A 13,945-nucleotide genomic window follows, 5' to 3' on the forward strand; every position below is an offset into this window, starting at 1 on the left:
GTCACTCTCGCCGATAATCGTTACCTAACCTGACGATAAAGAGAGTGACCATGTTCGCTACCCTACGCTTTCGAATACTGTTAGCGGCGTTGACTGCCATCGTTCTCGCCCTGGTGATCAACGGCATTGCCAGCTATTCCACCGTTAAACATCATAATAGCGAACAGATCAGCCGCAACCTCAGCGCTGTTGTGAATGGAAACACACAGGCTATCGATGAGTGGTTCAATGCCCGCTACACCATGATGGCAAGCATGGAGCACACTGCCGGCGGCGAAGAGCCGCTGTCGGCGTTGCGCCAGTTGGCCGATTCTGGCGACTTCATGACGGCATACCTCGCTTATCCACACACATCAAACGCCATTTTTTCAGACGGCTGGCAGCCACCCAGTGATTACGATCCTAGAGGACGGCCTTGGTATCAGGCAGCCGTTAGCGCAGCGGACACGGTCGTTACCGCGCCCTATGTCGATGCGCAAACCGGCGGATTGATCATCACGTTCGCCCGCCCCTTTTACCGTAATGGCGAGCTGATGGCCGTCATTGGGGCAGACATTACCATAGCGGACGTCATCGATATCGTGGGCAATATTTCCCCCACGCCTTCCAGTTTCGGCTTTCTGACCACTCAGGATGGCACCCTGGTTGCCCACCCGGACGCCGCCCTGACCCTGGAGCCTTCGACCGCCCTGAGTGCGAACTTGAACCCTCAAGAGCTCACGCGCATTATCCAGTCCGACACGCCCCAGCCCATGGCCCTGCAGGAAAGCCACAAGCTGCTCCTGGGCAGCCAGGTAGGCGGCAATAGCGGCTGGCAGTTGGTGGTCGCGCTGGACGAAGCAGAAGCCACCGCCGGACTGCGCGCCATTGCTGCCACGTCCATCATCACCCTGCTGATCGTCGCCGCCATCACTGCCGTGGTGTTCGGCCTGCTGCTCTCGCTGCTGCTGCGTCGCCTGCTGGGTGTGCGTAACGCCATGGATAACATTGCCTCCGGCGAAGGCGACCTGACGCAGCGCTTACCGGAAGAGGGTAACGACGAGGTCACTCAGATCGCCCGCGCTTTCAACCGCTTCGTGGGCAAAATGGAAGAAGTGCTGATCGAAGTGCGTACCAGCAGCGAAGCCGTGCACCACGCCGCCAACGAGATTGCCATGGGCGGGCAGGACCTGTCGCGCCGCACCGACAATGCGGCTTCCAGCCTGCAGCAGACGTCTGCGTCGGTGGAGCAGATCACCAGCACCGTCGCCCACACCGCCGCGTCGGCCCAGGAGGCCAACCAGCTCTCTCATGCCGCTTCTGAAGTAGCGAAAAACGGCGGTCAGGTGGTCTCGAACGTAGTGACGACCATGGAAGACATCTCCCAGGCCTCCAACAAGATTGGTGAGATCGTCACCTTGATGAACAGCATTGCCTTCCAGACCAATCTGCTGGCGCTCAACGCCTCGGTAGAAGCCGCCAGGGCTGGCGAGCATGGCCGTGGCTTTGCCGTGGTAGCCGACGAAGTGCGTAAACTGGCTGGCCGCAGCAGCGACGCTGCCAGCGACATCCAGAAGCTGATCGAAGACTCCCAGTCCCGGGTCAATAACGGCACCTCGCTGGTGCGCGAGGCTGGCAGCACCATGCACGATATCGTCGAGCACATCACCCGTGTCACCGACGTACTCGAAGAGATCAACGCCGCCACCAGCGAACAGAGTGATGGCATCAAGCAGGTCAACATCGCCGTGGCCGAGCTGGACCGGATGACCCAGGAAAACGCTGCCATGGTGGAAGAGTCCACCACCGCCGCCGAGCACCTCAAGGAGCAGGCAAACCACCTGACCGGCACCATCAGCAGCTTCAAGCTTGGCGTCGCACAGCATGCCCCTGCTCTACGGTCCCCTAATGCACCAACCGCTATCGAAAAGTTTTAACGCGCCCATGGCGGCCCCCTTGCTATATTGGCAGGGGGCTATGCCCTTTTGTCATCAGCACGCCACTAACGGCTGGTCTACTTGCCCTTGGGAAGCCCCCACCCAGCTGCCTGATTCCCATGACAACAGGTCAACCACACTATGCACTTTCGCTCCTTACGCACTCTGGTGCTGGCCCTGGCAGGCCCTTGCCTACTGGCCGTCGTCGCCGCGCTGGTCATCTACAACCTGTTGGCTGCCGCCCGCACACAGCAAACCGTTGAAGATCACACGCAAGCCTTGGTAGAAAGTGCACTGAATGCCCGGCTTGATGCCCTGACCGAAGCAGAAGGGGGCCGTATACAGCGGGAGCTGGACATGGCCATGACGCTGGCCAGCCAGCTGGCATCCACCAACGCGTTGATGGGCATGCAGGATGCGGAGGGCCATCGAGCGCTCTACCTCACGCGTCGTCAGCTTTCCAACCTGGTTCGCCAGACCGTGGCGGATAACCCGGCCCTGCTGGACGCTTTCATCGGCTGGGAGCCCAATGCCTTTGATGATGATGCCCGCTTCGTTGGTGACGAGCGTTACGGCCATGATGGTAGTGGTCGCTTCATGCCATGGTGGTACCGTACCGGGGATGGCACGCTGGAGGTATTGCCCTTGGGCGATACCATGGAGAGCGAAGCACGACTGGCCAGCGGTGTGCGCGAAGGTGAGTATTACCTATGTCCACGTGAAACGCTGGCCCCCTGCGTGATCGATCCCGCTGCCTACGATTACGATGGCGAGACACAGCTGGTCACATCGTTCAATGCGCCCATCCTGGTCGATGGCGCATTCCGCGGCGTGGCGGGCGTCGACCTCTCGCTGAATTTCATCCAGGCTTTGCTGCGTGACGCCAACGCAACGCTTTACGACGGTGCCGGCCGGATGGCGCTGGTCGCCGGACGCGGGGGTCTGGTTGCCGATACCCACGGAGATGACGCCCTGGGCTTGCCCGCCAGCCAATCGCTGAACGACGCTGTCCTGGAAGGTATTGCCACGGCTGCTCGGCAGGGCAGCCTTTACAGCCGAGTCTCCAACGGCATGTTTCAGCGCTATCAGCCACTCACGATCGGCGATACGGAACAGCCGTGGGTGCTGGTACTCCAGCTACCTGAATCCGTGGTCATGGCAGAGCTCAATGCACTGCAGGCCATACTCAGCGAACAGCGCCAACAAAACACCCTGGGCATGACGCTGGTGGGGCTACTGCTGTCTGCAGTGGGCATGGTTGCACTTTGGTGGATTGGCGGCCGCATTGCTCGCCCCTTGAAGCGGTTGGCAAGCCGCATGCAAGAGATCGCGTCGGGTAGTGGTGATCTTACTCAGCGGCTACCGGTGCATGGACGCGATGAGAGTGCGGCAGTAGCAGAGCAGTTCAACGCCTTTGCAGCCAAGATTCAAACCATCCTGCTGGACGTACGTCGCAGCAGCGAGGCCGTGAATCATGCCGCCAACGAGATTACCCAAGGAGGGCACGACCTGTCTCGTCGCACCGAGCAAGCCGCTGCCAGCCTTCAACAGACCTCTGCCGCCATGGAAGAGATCAGCAGTACCGTTCGACACACGACCCACGCCTCCCAGGAGGCCAGCGGACTATCACAGACGGCCTCGCAATTAGCGGCGCGAACGGACCAGGCATTCGAACAAGTGGTCACGACCATGGAAGCCATTCGCGACACGTCGGCTGAAATCCAGACCATCGTGGGGGTCATCGATGGCATTGCCTTTCAAACCAACCTGCTGGCCCTGAACGCGTCCGTGGAAGCCGCACGCGCCGGCGAGCATGGGCGCGGCTTTGCCGTGGTCGCCGATGAAGTCCGCAAGCTGGCCTCGCGCAGTAGCGAAGCTGCCAAGGATATTCGTCAGCGAATCGATATGTCCGCCGAGAAAGTCGATGACGGCACCCAACTGGTGCACGATGCGGAAGCGGCCATGCACCAGTTGACGCAAAGCGTGTCCCGCGTTACCCAGATGCTCGGCGATATCAGCACGGCCGCCAGTGAACAGAATCAAGGCATCGACCAGGTGAGCATTGCGGTGACCGATCTCGACCAGATGACGCAGCAAAACGCCGCGCTGGTCGAGGAGTCAACGACCGCCGCCGAACAGTTGAAAGATCAGGCGGAACGCCTCGATGCCCTGGTGGGCGGGTTTACCTTGGGAGACAACGCGACTCAACCGGCGCTGCCGGGGCACAGTCAATCGAATGCCGTTTGAGCATGTGCGTCAAGGAATGGGCGGCAGCGGGATGTCGTCGCTGCGCTGGGCACCGGCGGTCATTTCGCGGCAGAGGCGCAAAAACTCGCGCACGCCGGTGGTCAGATACTTGTGGCGATGCCAGATGAAGGTGAACTGACGCTTCAGGTCCAGCTCCGGCGTGGGTAGCGGCACCAGGCTACCCCGCCGGAAAGCGTCTCGTAGCGCCAGCCGAGAGACGCAGCCGATCCCCAGACCTGACTCCACCGCCCGCTTGATCCCTTCGGTGTGCTCCAGTTCCAGCAGCGTATTGAAGCGGCTGCGCCGGTGGCGCGCCGCATGCTCCAGCGTCATGCGGGTGCCGGAGCCCTCCTCGCGCATGATCCAGTCTTCTCGCAGCAGCTGATCCAGTTCCAAGTGAGCACGCCCGGCCAGCGGGTGCCTAGGCGAGCAGAACACGCACAGCTCATCTTCTACCCAGGGCTGGCTGATGATCATGTCGTCATCGCACTGCCCTTCGATCAGCCCCAGGTCCAGCGAATGCTGGCGCACCCCCTCGATGATATGCCGCGTATTGCGCACCGCCAGCCGCACGCGGCTACCGGGGTAACGCTGCATGAAATCACTGATCAACAGGGTGGCCAGATAGTTGCCGATGGTCAGGGTGGCACCCACGTCCAGAGCGCCCACCCCCTGCTGGCCGCGCAGCAGCTCCTCCACCTCTTCGGCTCGGTCCAGCAGCGCCACCGCCTTGGGGAGCAGCTGGAACCCCAACGCGTTGAGTTTCAGACGTTTACCCATGCGGTCCAATAGCTGGCAGTCGAACTGGCGTTCCAGCTCGGCCAGCGCCGTACTGGTCGCCGACTGGGACATGGCCAGCGCCCGCGCCGCCTGGGAAACGCTTTCGTGCTGGGCAACGGCGACGAAGACTTCCAGCTGGCGCAACGTGTAGTGCATGACCAGGCCCTCCAGAAAAAGTGCTGCTCAACGAATGCTATATCGATTTTAAAGATATACGTTATCAAGATAATTTGCTTAACAGATATACCACCCTTTATCTAGAATGAGCGCATCCTATGAATCTATTTTTTATTCTTTTTTAGAATATGCGCGCAAGGCTTAGACCGCGCAGCCCCAAAGGAGTCGACATGAGCAAGTTTGCCCTGGAAGAAGTGCTAAGCGTTCACCACTGGAACGACACGCTGTTCAGCTTCCGCACGACACGTGAGCGCAGCCTGCGCTTCAAGAACGGCCAATTCGTGATGATCGGCCTGGAAGTGGCGGGCAAACCTCTGATGCGCGCCTACTCCATCGCCAGCCCGAACTACGAAGATCATCTCGAGTTTTTCAGTATCAAAGTGCCCGATGGCCCGCTGACCTCACGCTTGCAGCACCTGAAGGTGGGCGACCAGATCATGGTCAGCCGCAAGCCGACCGGCACGCTGGTATGCGACGACCTGCTGCCCGGGCGCAACCTGTATATGCTCTCCACCGGCACGGGCCTGGCGCCGTTCATGAGCCTGATCCAGGACCCGGAAGTCTACGAGCGTTTCGAGAAGGTCGTACTCATTCACGGCGTGCGTGAAGTCTCCGAGCTGGCCTATGCCGACTTCATCACCAAGGAATTGCCCGCCCACGAGTACCTGGGTGAAGAAGTCGCCGAAAAGCTGGTGTACTACCCCACGGTCACCCGTGAAGAGTTCCACACCATGGGCCGCCTGACCGACCACATTCGCAGCGGCAAGCTGTTTGCCGACACCGGCCTGCCGCCCATCGACCCGCGTCAGGACCGCGCCATGATCTGCGGTAGTCCTGCCATGCTGGACGACACCAGCGCGCTGCTGGATGAGCTGGGCCTGAACATCTCCCCGCGCATGGGCGAACCAGGCGACTACGTCATCGAACGTGCTTTCGTGGAGAAGTAAGTCTAGCGGTGAAGGGTGAAGGGTGAAGGGTGAAGGGTGAAGAATAGATCGTAGCCTTTGACACCCCTCATCTTATGCGCAAAGCCCTGCAAAAAGCCCCTGTGGATTTTATCCACAGGGGCTTTGTCTACTCGGCGCGACTGGCTCTTCACGCCTTGCCCTTCACGACTTACCCTTCACCGTTAGACAGCGTCTTTGCCGGTTTCGCCGGTACGGATACGAATCACCTGCTCCAACGGCATCACGAAGATCTTGCCATCGCCGATCTTGCCCGTATTGGCCACTTGGGTGATCGCATCGATGACCTGTTCGGCCATATCATCGTCCACGGCCACTTCCAGCTTCACCTTGGGCAGGAAATCCACCACGTATTCCGCCCCACGATACAGCTCTGTGTGGCCTTTCTGGCGACCAAAGCCTTTCACTTCCGTCACCGTAATACCCTGCACGCCGATATCGGAAAGCGACTCGCGTACGTCATCAAGCTTGAACGGCTTGATAATGGCTGAGATTAATTTCATGACCACATCCTCTGGTTATGCAACGGTTGTCTTGACCGGATACAAGGCGGCGCGACGTTGACCCTCCTCACGCCCGTTGCACTTAGCATACACCCGCCAGCCCCGAGAATAAAAAGCCCTTGTGCCTGGCACGTATATGCGCCGCTACATACGGCAAAAGGCCTCCCATCGGGGAGGCCTTGAGTAGCAGTGCCGCTTGCTATGGCACAGTGCTTATTTCTTGACGCCAAACTCAGGGTAGGCTTCCAGGCCACACTCTGCGATATCGACGCCTTCGTACTCTTCTTCTTCGCTGACACGGATACCCATGACCGCTTTCAGCACCAGCCACACCACCAGGCTCGCCAGGAATACCCAGCCGAAGATGCCCACGATACCGATCAGCTGCGCGCCGAAGGACGCATCGCCATTGTTCAGCGGCACGGCCAGCACACCCCAGATACCCACAACACCGTGAACCGAGATAGCACCCACAGGGTCATCCAGCTTCAGCTTGTCCAGCGTGACGATGGCAGCGACCACGATCAGACCACCGATAGCACCAATCACGGCGGCACCCAGCGCGGAAGGCGACAGCGGGTCGGCGGTAATGGCGACCAGGCCTGCCAGCGCACCGTTCAGTGCCATGGTCAGGTCCGCCTTGCGGAACCACAATTTGGCCAGCACCAGAGCTGCAATCACGCCACCCGCGGCCGCTGCATTGGTGTTCACGAACACTTGAGCAACGTTGTTGGCCGACACGGCATCCGACATTTTCAGCTCGGAACCACCGTTGAAGCCGAACCAGCCCATCCACAGGATGAAGGTACCCAGCGTGGCCAGCGGCATGTTGGCGCCCGGAATCGCGTGGATAGAACCATCCTTGCCGTACTTGCCCTTACGGGGGCCCAGTACCAGCACACCTGCCAACGCTGCAGCGGCACCGGCCATGTGGACGATACCCGAGCCCGCATAGTCAGAGTAGCCAACGCCATCCAGCCAGCCACCGCCCCAGGTCCAGTAGCCAGACACCGGGTAGATGAAGGCGGTCATGACCACGGCAAACGCCAGGAAGGCCCACAGCTTCATACGCTCGGCCACGGCACCAGAGACGATCGACATCGCCGTTGCGACGAATACGACTTGGAAGAAGAAGTCCGAACGCATGGAGTAGTAAGGGGCATCCTCACCACCGGCCAGCACCGCATCGACGCTGTTCTCGGCACCGATCAGGAACCCAAGGCTGGGCAGGAAACCGCCTTCGCCGCTGGAGTACATGATGTAGTAGCCCACCAGCAGGTACATGGTGCAGGCAATGGCAAACAGCGCAATGTTCTTGGTCAGAATTTCAGCGGTGTTCTTGGAACGCACCATACCGGCCTCGAGCATCGAGAAGCCGGCGGCCATCCACATGACCAGTACGCCGCAAATCAGGAAGTAAAACGTATCGAGCGCGTAGCTCAATTCTGTAAGCTCGTTCATCAGGTGTTCCCCGTGATCCAAGAGAAGTTATTGATGGGTCGTCGTTGTGTAGGCTGGCCTATACCGCGTCGGCGCCGCGCTCTCCGGTACGAATACGAATGACATCTTCCAGCGGCGTCACGAATACCTTGCCGTCACCGATCTTGCCGCTGTTGGCAGCGCTGCAGATGGCATCCAGCACGCTCTCCAGACGCGCATCGTCCACGGCCACTTCCACTTTCACCTTGGGCAGAAAGTCCACTACATACTCGGCACCGCGATACAGCTCGGTGTGGCCTTTCTGGCGACCAAATCCCTTGACCTCAGTAACCGTAATCCCCTGCACGCCGTTGTCGGCGAGTGCTTCACGAACGTCGTCAAGCTTGAAAGGCTTGATGATAGCGGTGATGAGTTTCATCCCGGATCTCCCCTGCTGGTTCAGTCCCACTCGGTGGAGAGCGGCGTGGCCGCCCGAATTTAGTGCTTGCCCTACTAATGCTCATACCGTGCCACTGGTTTTTTTCTTATTTAAATTCATGCCCTTAAACATTAAAAAATACGTTTCAAGAGCATCAGCAGGGCGACTATCCACCTCCTCCTACCCGCCACTGCACTAAAAAAGCACATCACCAAAAGCTCAATGCTTCTTTTTGATGCACGAGCGCATTGCAGGAGAAAACGCACGCGGGGCATGCGGATTGCCAAAGGGTTGCGTATCCTTACAGGTAAGCTATCCACATTTATGCGCCACCGTTTAAGGAGAGAGCCATGACGCCCCAGGATCGCATCAGCCGTTTAGCCCAGCAGATAGGCGACCGTTTACAGAACGCTTCCCAGGCCCCGGAAGACATTCAGAAAGGCGTGCAGCAAGTGGTGCGGGGAGCCTTCGACCGCCTGGAGCTGGTATCACGGGAAGACTTTGATATCTTGATGGATGTACTGCAGCGCACGCGCGCGCGCGTCGAGGCGCTGGAGCGTCAGGTAGCCAGCCTGGAAGCCACGGTGGAAGCAGCCAGCGCCGCACAGGCCACGCCCATGGAAGCCGAAGTACCACCAGCCCCCGCAGAGCCTGCCGAGCAAGACAAACCCACCCCAGGCAAGCCAGGCTGAAACAACGCTGGGTGCCTTTCCACAGGCCCCAGCATCTCCCTCCCCAAAAAATGAACAATAATCAATATCATTGACAGCATGAGCGAGCATGTTATCGTGCAGACTCGGCGTTAAATCTATCGGCGCTTTTTAGCACCATCACAGCGCATTTTTCAGGTCATTTAGCCCATCAGCTCATTGCCTCATGCTCCAGCCCTCCTGCGGTGCACCATCTGATATCACGCCACACTTTCTGGCGCAGCTAGGCCAGCGCTTTGGCATTCACTACCTTGTGGATCAGGGGCTTTCCCCTCATCAGGCCGTCGCTACCGGCCATGTTCAGGATGCGCGTTTATCGCCCGCCCTGCATTTGACCTTGTCCGATCTGCAAGTGCATCGCGGCTACCGCTCTACTTCCTGCCACAGCGTTCCCTGGTTCATCAGCGTCATTCTGGAGGGCCATATCGCGTTGCAATATGAGCAGCAGCGGCTCACGCTACACGCAGGCGAGAGCGTGTGTGTCCATTTGAATGACCGCCACCCTCTGCAGGTTCATCAGCCGGCTCAGCCCCGCCTGCGCACGATCAATCTGGCCGTGCTGGCCACAACGCCGCTGGGCCTTGTCGCCCCACCGACGATGCCTACACTACACGTATGGCAACTGCCCATGGCGCTTATGAGCACCCTGTGCACCATGACAGAGCAGTCGCTTGCTCACTGGCGCCAGGCACTGGTGTGGCAGGGGATCGCCCTACAGCTCATTGGGCAAGGCCTGCCGGACCATGGCGTGGCTCCTTTGGCTTCCAGCGGACTCTCCACCCGAGACCAGCAGCGACTCGCCGCCCTGCGGACGCGCATTGCCCAACACCCTGGCGCCCACTACCGTCTGTCAGAGCTGGCCAAAGAAGTGGCTATGAGCCCTAGCAGCCTGCGTCAGAAGTTTCACGCCTGCTTCGGCTGTTCGCTGTTTGATTACATTCGCCAGGTGCGGCTGAAGCAGGCCTACGAGGCATTGCTACGCGGAGAAAGCGTGCAACAAGTGGCCTACCGCTGCGGCTATCGCCATGCCAGCAATTTCTCTACCGCGTTCAAGCGCCATTTCGGCTTTACCCCCCATGAACTCCAGCGGCCCCGTGCATAGTCAGTACACGGGGTTCCCCTGCCCCACCTGAGTTTGTCGATGCGCATAGCAGACCTGGCATAGCGCACACCTTTCCTTGGCCATTAAAAGCAATAATTCTCATTACTCAATACAACTGGTTCCACCCTCCAGGATCACCAATGGCCTCTAAACACCCTGCTTTTTTAGTGACTCCCCTGAGCGGTGCGCTGCTCCTTGCACTGGCGTCACCTTCAGCAGCACAGCCCAGCACCACGTTAGCCACCGTGACCGTCACGGCCCAGCAGGCGGCTACCAAGGTCGCCACGCCAGCCATCGAAACGCCGCAGAGCGTCTCTACCATTTCCGAGGCACAGATGGCTCAGCGAGGCGTGAATACGGTACAGCGCGCCACCGACTACACCCCTGGCGTATACAGCAATCAGGTAGGTGCCTCCAACCGCTTTGACTACCTCGTCTTGAGAGGCTTCTCCGATGGCAGTTTGAGCAATACCTTCCTGGATGGCCTGAAAGTGATGGGAGATGCCAATTCCCATAGCACGATGCGCATCGATCCGTGGTTTTTAGAAAGTATTGAAGTGGTGCGCGGGCCCGCCTCGGTGCTGTACGGCCGTGCCTCCCCCGGTGGCGTGGTCGCTCTCAACAGCAAGCGCCCCGAGTTCGAGCCGAGTGGCGAGCTGCGCTTCCGGGCGGGTAACAATCACCAGCGCAGTGCCGCTTTTGACCTCACCGGCCCTATTGGCGACGAGCAGCGAGTGGCCTTTCGCCTGACCGGGATTGCCAGTGCGGCGGATACTCAGTTTGGCCCTGCCGAGGAAGAGCGCTATGCCATCGCCCCTCGCTTGACCTGGGACATGAGCGATGCCACCAGCCTGACCCTCGAGGCCTATCTACAAGATGAGCCAGAAGGAGGCTACCACTCGGGCGTTCCTTACGAGGGGGCCGTCATCGACCGCCTTGGACGCAGAATCAGCAACAACTTCTTCGATGGCGAACCCGACTACGACGCCTATCAGCGCACCCAGCGCACCCAGCGCATGGTTGGCTATACCCTCGAACACAGCTTCAACGACGCGGTGACCGCGCGCCAGCTGCTGCGCTATCTCAATGCCGATGTGACGTTAAATCAGGTGTATGGCTTTGGCTGGGCATCTCCCACCTCCACTGAACTTGCTCGCTACTACTCCGGCAGCGGCGAGTCCCTTCAGGCCTTGACGTTGGATAACCAGATAGAAGCTCGCCTGACCAGTGGCTTTATGGAGCACACGCTGCTGTTGGGAGTGGACTACCAGCATCGAGAGAACGAAGTTTCCTGGCCATCGGGCGTGTTCCCCGCTCTGGATGCGTTCAACCCGATCCATGGCAGCGCCCCCTTGGCGTTCTACGCGCCTCTTCGAGAGAACCACAAGCTTGAACAGACCGGCATTTACCTTCAGGATCAAATGGCCATCGACCGCTGGCGGGTGACCCTGGGCGGGCGCTTCGATTGGGTGAATATTGACAACACCAACCGCGACAGCGGCGAAACCAGTCGTCTCAACGACACCCAGTTCAGCGGACGTGCCGGGGTGGTTTACCTGTTCGATAATGGCCTGGCCTCCTATGCCAGCTACTCGACAGCCTTTACGCCCACCAGTTTCGTGGATGCCAACGGCGACCTGCTTGCCCCCATGGAAGGCGCACAGTGGGAAACAGGAGTGAAGTACCAGCCCAATGACCTACAGCAGTACAGTGCGGCACTCTTTCATATCAGCCAGGAGAACGTGGCCACCAAGGAGCAGCCCACCGACCCATACCGCGCTGTGGGAGAGATCGAGTCGCAAGGTATCGAGCTGGAAGCCCAGGCGCAGCTCAGCGAGGCGCTCTCGCTACAGGCAGGCTACAGCTTTACCGATATTACCTACGCGAAAAGCGACGACGGCAACCAGGGCAATAACGCTATCTACTCCCCTCGCCATCAGCTACAGCTGTGGGGCCACTATGCCGTGCAGGAGGGTTGGCTAAGCGGTATGGATGTCGGCGTAGGCGTACGCCACTATGCCGATATTGCTGCCGACCGAGCCAACACTGCCAGCGTTCCCAACTACACCCTGGTCGATGCCACGGTAGGCTACGATTGGGGCCACTTAGGCCTCAACGGTGTGGAAACCCGCCTGAATGTGCACAACGCACTGGATAAGGAGTACGTAGCGTCGTGTAACTCCCTGGAGTACTGCTACTTCGGTGCCGAACGCGGAATGACGGCCAGCGTCCACTACCGTTTCTGAGTCGCTACGCCCGGGCATGGGCCGCGCGCCCTGTCCGGGCGTTTCCAGTTGCAATTGATAAACGGAATCGTTTAAATGAGGCGCTTATTGTCAGGTGCCCAATCCATGCGCTGCTTCTCCCGACTCCCAACCCTGGCCCGTGGCTGCTGGCTTGCGGCAGCCTTGCTGTTTAGCGCCGCCAGCCACGCCCAGTGGGCCACCATCGACTGGACCATCGCCGAAACGCTATTGGCGATTGACGCGCCGGTCAGCGGTATCGCGCAACAGCCGGCATATCACGACTGGGTGGGCGAACCACACATTCCAGAACACGTTAGCGACATTGGCCTGCGCACCCAGCCCAACCTCGAGCTGCTGGCCCAATCACCACCCGAGCAAACCCTGCTCTCGCCCATGTTTACCGGGCTGGTTCCTCGGTTGGAGCGCATCGCACCGGTGGGCACGTTCGCCCTTTACTCCCCAGGTGCCGACACCTGGCAGGAGATGCAAACCCTCACTCGCCAACTGGGCGAACTGACCGAGCGCGAAGCCGAGGCCGACGCGCTGATCGAAGGTACCCAACGGCTGATGGCCGAGCTGCGCTACCCGGGCAGTGACGCCCCGGCCCTGCTGATGGTGCAGTTCATGGATGCCCGCCATGTGCGGGTCTTTGGCGAGAACAGCCTCTATAACGCAGTATTGGAACAGCTGGCGCTGCCCAACGCCTGGCATGAGCCCACCAATGCCTGGGGCTTTGCACTGGTGGGTATCGAAGCGCTGGCCCGCTACCCCGATGCCACCCTGGTCGTCGTTGACCCACTGCCTACCGGAGTGAAAGCGCAGCTGGAAAAGAGCGGCCTGTGGCAGCATCTGCCCAGTGTCCAACATGACAGGCTGCTGCGCCTGCCGCCCGTTTGGAGCTTTGGCGCACTGCCCTCCGCCCAGCGCTTTGCCCGCGAGCTGACCAACGCACTGTACGACCCGCGTGGTGAGCCAGGGTCATTGGCGTCTTACTCTTGGCGGCTTTTCCGGCCACTCCGGTAAAAAAATTTCGCCCTCAATCGTATCAATGACCTCATCAAACTGCTCCGGCGCGTGTTTCACCCCACACTCCCACACCACCACGACCCGCCACCCTATGGCCTCCAGCTCAGCCCGTTTACGCGCATCTCTACGCACATTCTCAGCGAGCTTGGTTTGCCAAAACTGCTTGCGGCTCGATGGGGTGGTGGCATAGAAGCACCCTTCATGCCGATGCCAGAAGCACCCGTTGACGAAGATGGCGACCTGATAGAGCGGGATGGTGATGTCGGGCTTGCCGGGAAGCTCAGTCGAATGAACGTCAAAGCCGATATGACGCTGCTCCAGAGCGGCCTGGACAAACCGCTCTGGAGCCGTGTTCTTACCCTGAATGGAAGCCATCATGCGTGATCGAGTCAAGCGATCGACAATATCAGCCAAG

The 13,945-nt window shown here is 59.7% G+C and carries 12 protein-coding genes; 7 read left to right on the forward strand and 5 right to left on the reverse strand.

Going from position 1 to position 13,945, the window contains the following annotated elements; translation table 11 throughout:
* The first annotated feature begins 50 nt into the window (after positions 1-50).
* Positions 51-1,916, forward strand: a complete 1,866-nt coding sequence (locus HSS18214_RS0111340; RefSeq protein WP_016915414.1) for a methyl-accepting chemotaxis protein — start codon at positions 51-53, stop codon at positions 1,914-1,916.
* A gap of 141 nt (positions 1,917-2,057) precedes the next feature.
* A complete protein-coding gene (locus tag HSS18214_RS0111345) occupies positions 2,058-4,163 on the forward strand; it encodes a methyl-accepting chemotaxis protein (RefSeq protein ID WP_016915415.1) in 2,106 nt (701 codons plus the stop codon).
* A 9-nt stretch (positions 4,164-4,172) separates the two neighbouring features.
* Here the strand turns inward: HSS18214_RS0111345 and HSS18214_RS0111350 are convergent, their stop codons facing one another.
* Positions 4,173-5,099 (reverse strand): LysR family transcriptional regulator, encoded by a 927-nt coding sequence (locus HSS18214_RS0111350; protein WP_016915416.1) that lies wholly within the window; start codon positions 5,097-5,099, stop codon positions 4,173-4,175.
* A 191-nt stretch (positions 5,100-5,290) separates the two neighbouring features.
* Here HSS18214_RS0111350 and HSS18214_RS0111355 point away from each other — a divergent pair, with 191 nt between their 5' ends.
* Positions 5,291-6,067: a ferredoxin--NADP reductase gene (locus tag HSS18214_RS0111355; RefSeq protein ID WP_016915417.1), complete on the forward strand. Its 777-nt coding sequence runs from the start codon at positions 5,291-5,293 to the stop codon at positions 6,065-6,067.
* A 182-nt stretch (positions 6,068-6,249) separates the two neighbouring features.
* Here the strand turns inward: HSS18214_RS0111355 and glnK are convergent, their stop codons facing one another.
* From glnK to HSS18214_RS0111370, 3 genes are all read right to left on the reverse strand, one after another.
* Complete coding sequence (gene glnK, locus HSS18214_RS0111360; RefSeq protein ID WP_009098335.1) at positions 6,250-6,588, reverse strand: P-II family nitrogen regulator; 339 nt, start codon at positions 6,586-6,588, stop codon at positions 6,250-6,252.
* Between the two features lie 213 nt (positions 6,589-6,801).
* Positions 6,802-8,049, reverse strand: coding sequence for an ammonium transporter AmtB (locus HSS18214_RS0111365; protein WP_016915418.1), 1,248 nt, complete (start codon positions 8,047-8,049; stop codon positions 6,802-6,804).
* 58 nt (positions 8,050-8,107) lie between these two features.
* The gene (locus tag HSS18214_RS0111370) at positions 8,108-8,446 is read right to left on the reverse strand and encodes a P-II family nitrogen regulator (protein ID WP_007112359.1); all 339 of its coding nucleotides are present in this window, start codon (positions 8,444-8,446) and stop codon (positions 8,108-8,110) included.
* A gap of 350 nt (positions 8,447-8,796) precedes the next feature.
* On the opposite strand from HSS18214_RS0111370, the gene HSS18214_RS0111375 reads away from it, so the two are divergent.
* The 4 genes from HSS18214_RS0111375 to HSS18214_RS18180 all read left to right on the forward strand — a co-directional run bounded on the left by HSS18214_RS0111375 (position 8,797) and on the right by HSS18214_RS18180 (position 13,527).
* A complete protein-coding gene (locus HSS18214_RS0111375; protein ID WP_016915419.1) occupies positions 8,797-9,138 on the forward strand; it encodes an accessory factor UbiK family protein in 342 nt (113 codons plus the stop codon).
* Between the two features lie 184 nt (positions 9,139-9,322).
* Positions 9,323-10,258, forward strand: coding sequence for a helix-turn-helix transcriptional regulator (locus HSS18214_RS0111380; RefSeq protein WP_016915420.1), 936 nt, complete (start codon positions 9,323-9,325; stop codon positions 10,256-10,258).
* A gap of 140 nt (positions 10,259-10,398) precedes the next feature.
* Complete coding sequence (locus tag HSS18214_RS0111385) at positions 10,399-12,504, forward strand: TonB-dependent siderophore receptor (RefSeq protein ID WP_016915421.1); 2,106 nt, start codon at positions 10,399-10,401, stop codon at positions 12,502-12,504.
* Positions 12,505-12,609: 105 nt separating this feature from the next.
* On the forward strand, positions 12,610-13,527 hold the full coding sequence (locus HSS18214_RS18180) for an ABC transporter substrate-binding protein (RefSeq protein WP_016915422.1): 918 nt from the start codon (positions 12,610-12,612) through the stop codon (positions 13,525-13,527).
* Here HSS18214_RS18180 and HSS18214_RS18825 read toward each other — a convergent pair.
* Positions 13,483-13,944: a very short patch repair endonuclease gene (locus HSS18214_RS18825; RefSeq protein WP_016915423.1), complete on the reverse strand. Its 462-nt coding sequence runs from the start codon at positions 13,942-13,944 to the stop codon at positions 13,483-13,485. The two genes, HSS18214_RS18180 and HSS18214_RS18825, sit on opposite strands and share 45 nt — an antisense overlap.
* Position 13,945: the final 1 nt, after the last annotated feature.

It is taken from the genome of Vreelandella stevensii S18214 (assembly GCF_000275725.1).
GTDB lineage: Bacteria > Pseudomonadota > Gammaproteobacteria > Pseudomonadales > Halomonadaceae > Vreelandella > Vreelandella stevensii.

Excerpts from the sequence above, each read along its gene's own strand:
- HSS18214_RS0111340 (WP_016915414.1), top strand. The coding sequence starts at position 51 with ATGTTCGCTACCCTACGCTTTCGAATACTGTTAGCGGCGTTGACTGCC.
- HSS18214_RS0111345 (WP_016915415.1), top strand. The coding sequence starts at position 2,058 with ATGCACTTTCGCTCCTTACGCACTCTGGTGCTGGCCCTGGCAGGCCCT.
- HSS18214_RS0111350 (WP_016915416.1), bottom strand. The coding sequence starts at position 5,099 with ATGCACTACACGTTGCGCCAGCTGGAAGTCTTCGTCGCCGTTGCCCAG.
- HSS18214_RS0111355 (WP_016915417.1), top strand. The coding sequence starts at position 5,291 with ATGAGCAAGTTTGCCCTGGAAGAAGTGCTAAGCGTTCACCACTGGAAC.
- glnK (WP_009098335.1), bottom strand. The coding sequence starts at position 6,588 with ATGAAATTAATCTCAGCCATTATCAAGCCGTTCAAGCTTGATGACGTA.
- HSS18214_RS0111365 (WP_016915418.1), bottom strand. The coding sequence starts at position 8,049 with ATGAACGAGCTTACAGAATTGAGCTACGCGCTCGATACGTTTTACTTC.
- HSS18214_RS0111370 (WP_007112359.1), bottom strand. The coding sequence starts at position 8,446 with ATGAAACTCATCACCGCTATCATCAAGCCTTTCAAGCTTGACGACGTT.
- HSS18214_RS0111375 (WP_016915419.1), top strand. The coding sequence starts at position 8,797 with ATGACGCCCCAGGATCGCATCAGCCGTTTAGCCCAGCAGATAGGCGAC.
- HSS18214_RS0111380 (WP_016915420.1), top strand. The coding sequence starts at position 9,323 with ATGCTCCAGCCCTCCTGCGGTGCACCATCTGATATCACGCCACACTTT.
- HSS18214_RS0111385 (WP_016915421.1), top strand. The coding sequence starts at position 10,399 with ATGGCCTCTAAACACCCTGCTTTTTTAGTGACTCCCCTGAGCGGTGCG.
- HSS18214_RS18180 (WP_016915422.1), top strand. The coding sequence starts at position 12,610 with ATGCGCTGCTTCTCCCGACTCCCAACCCTGGCCCGTGGCTGCTGGCTT.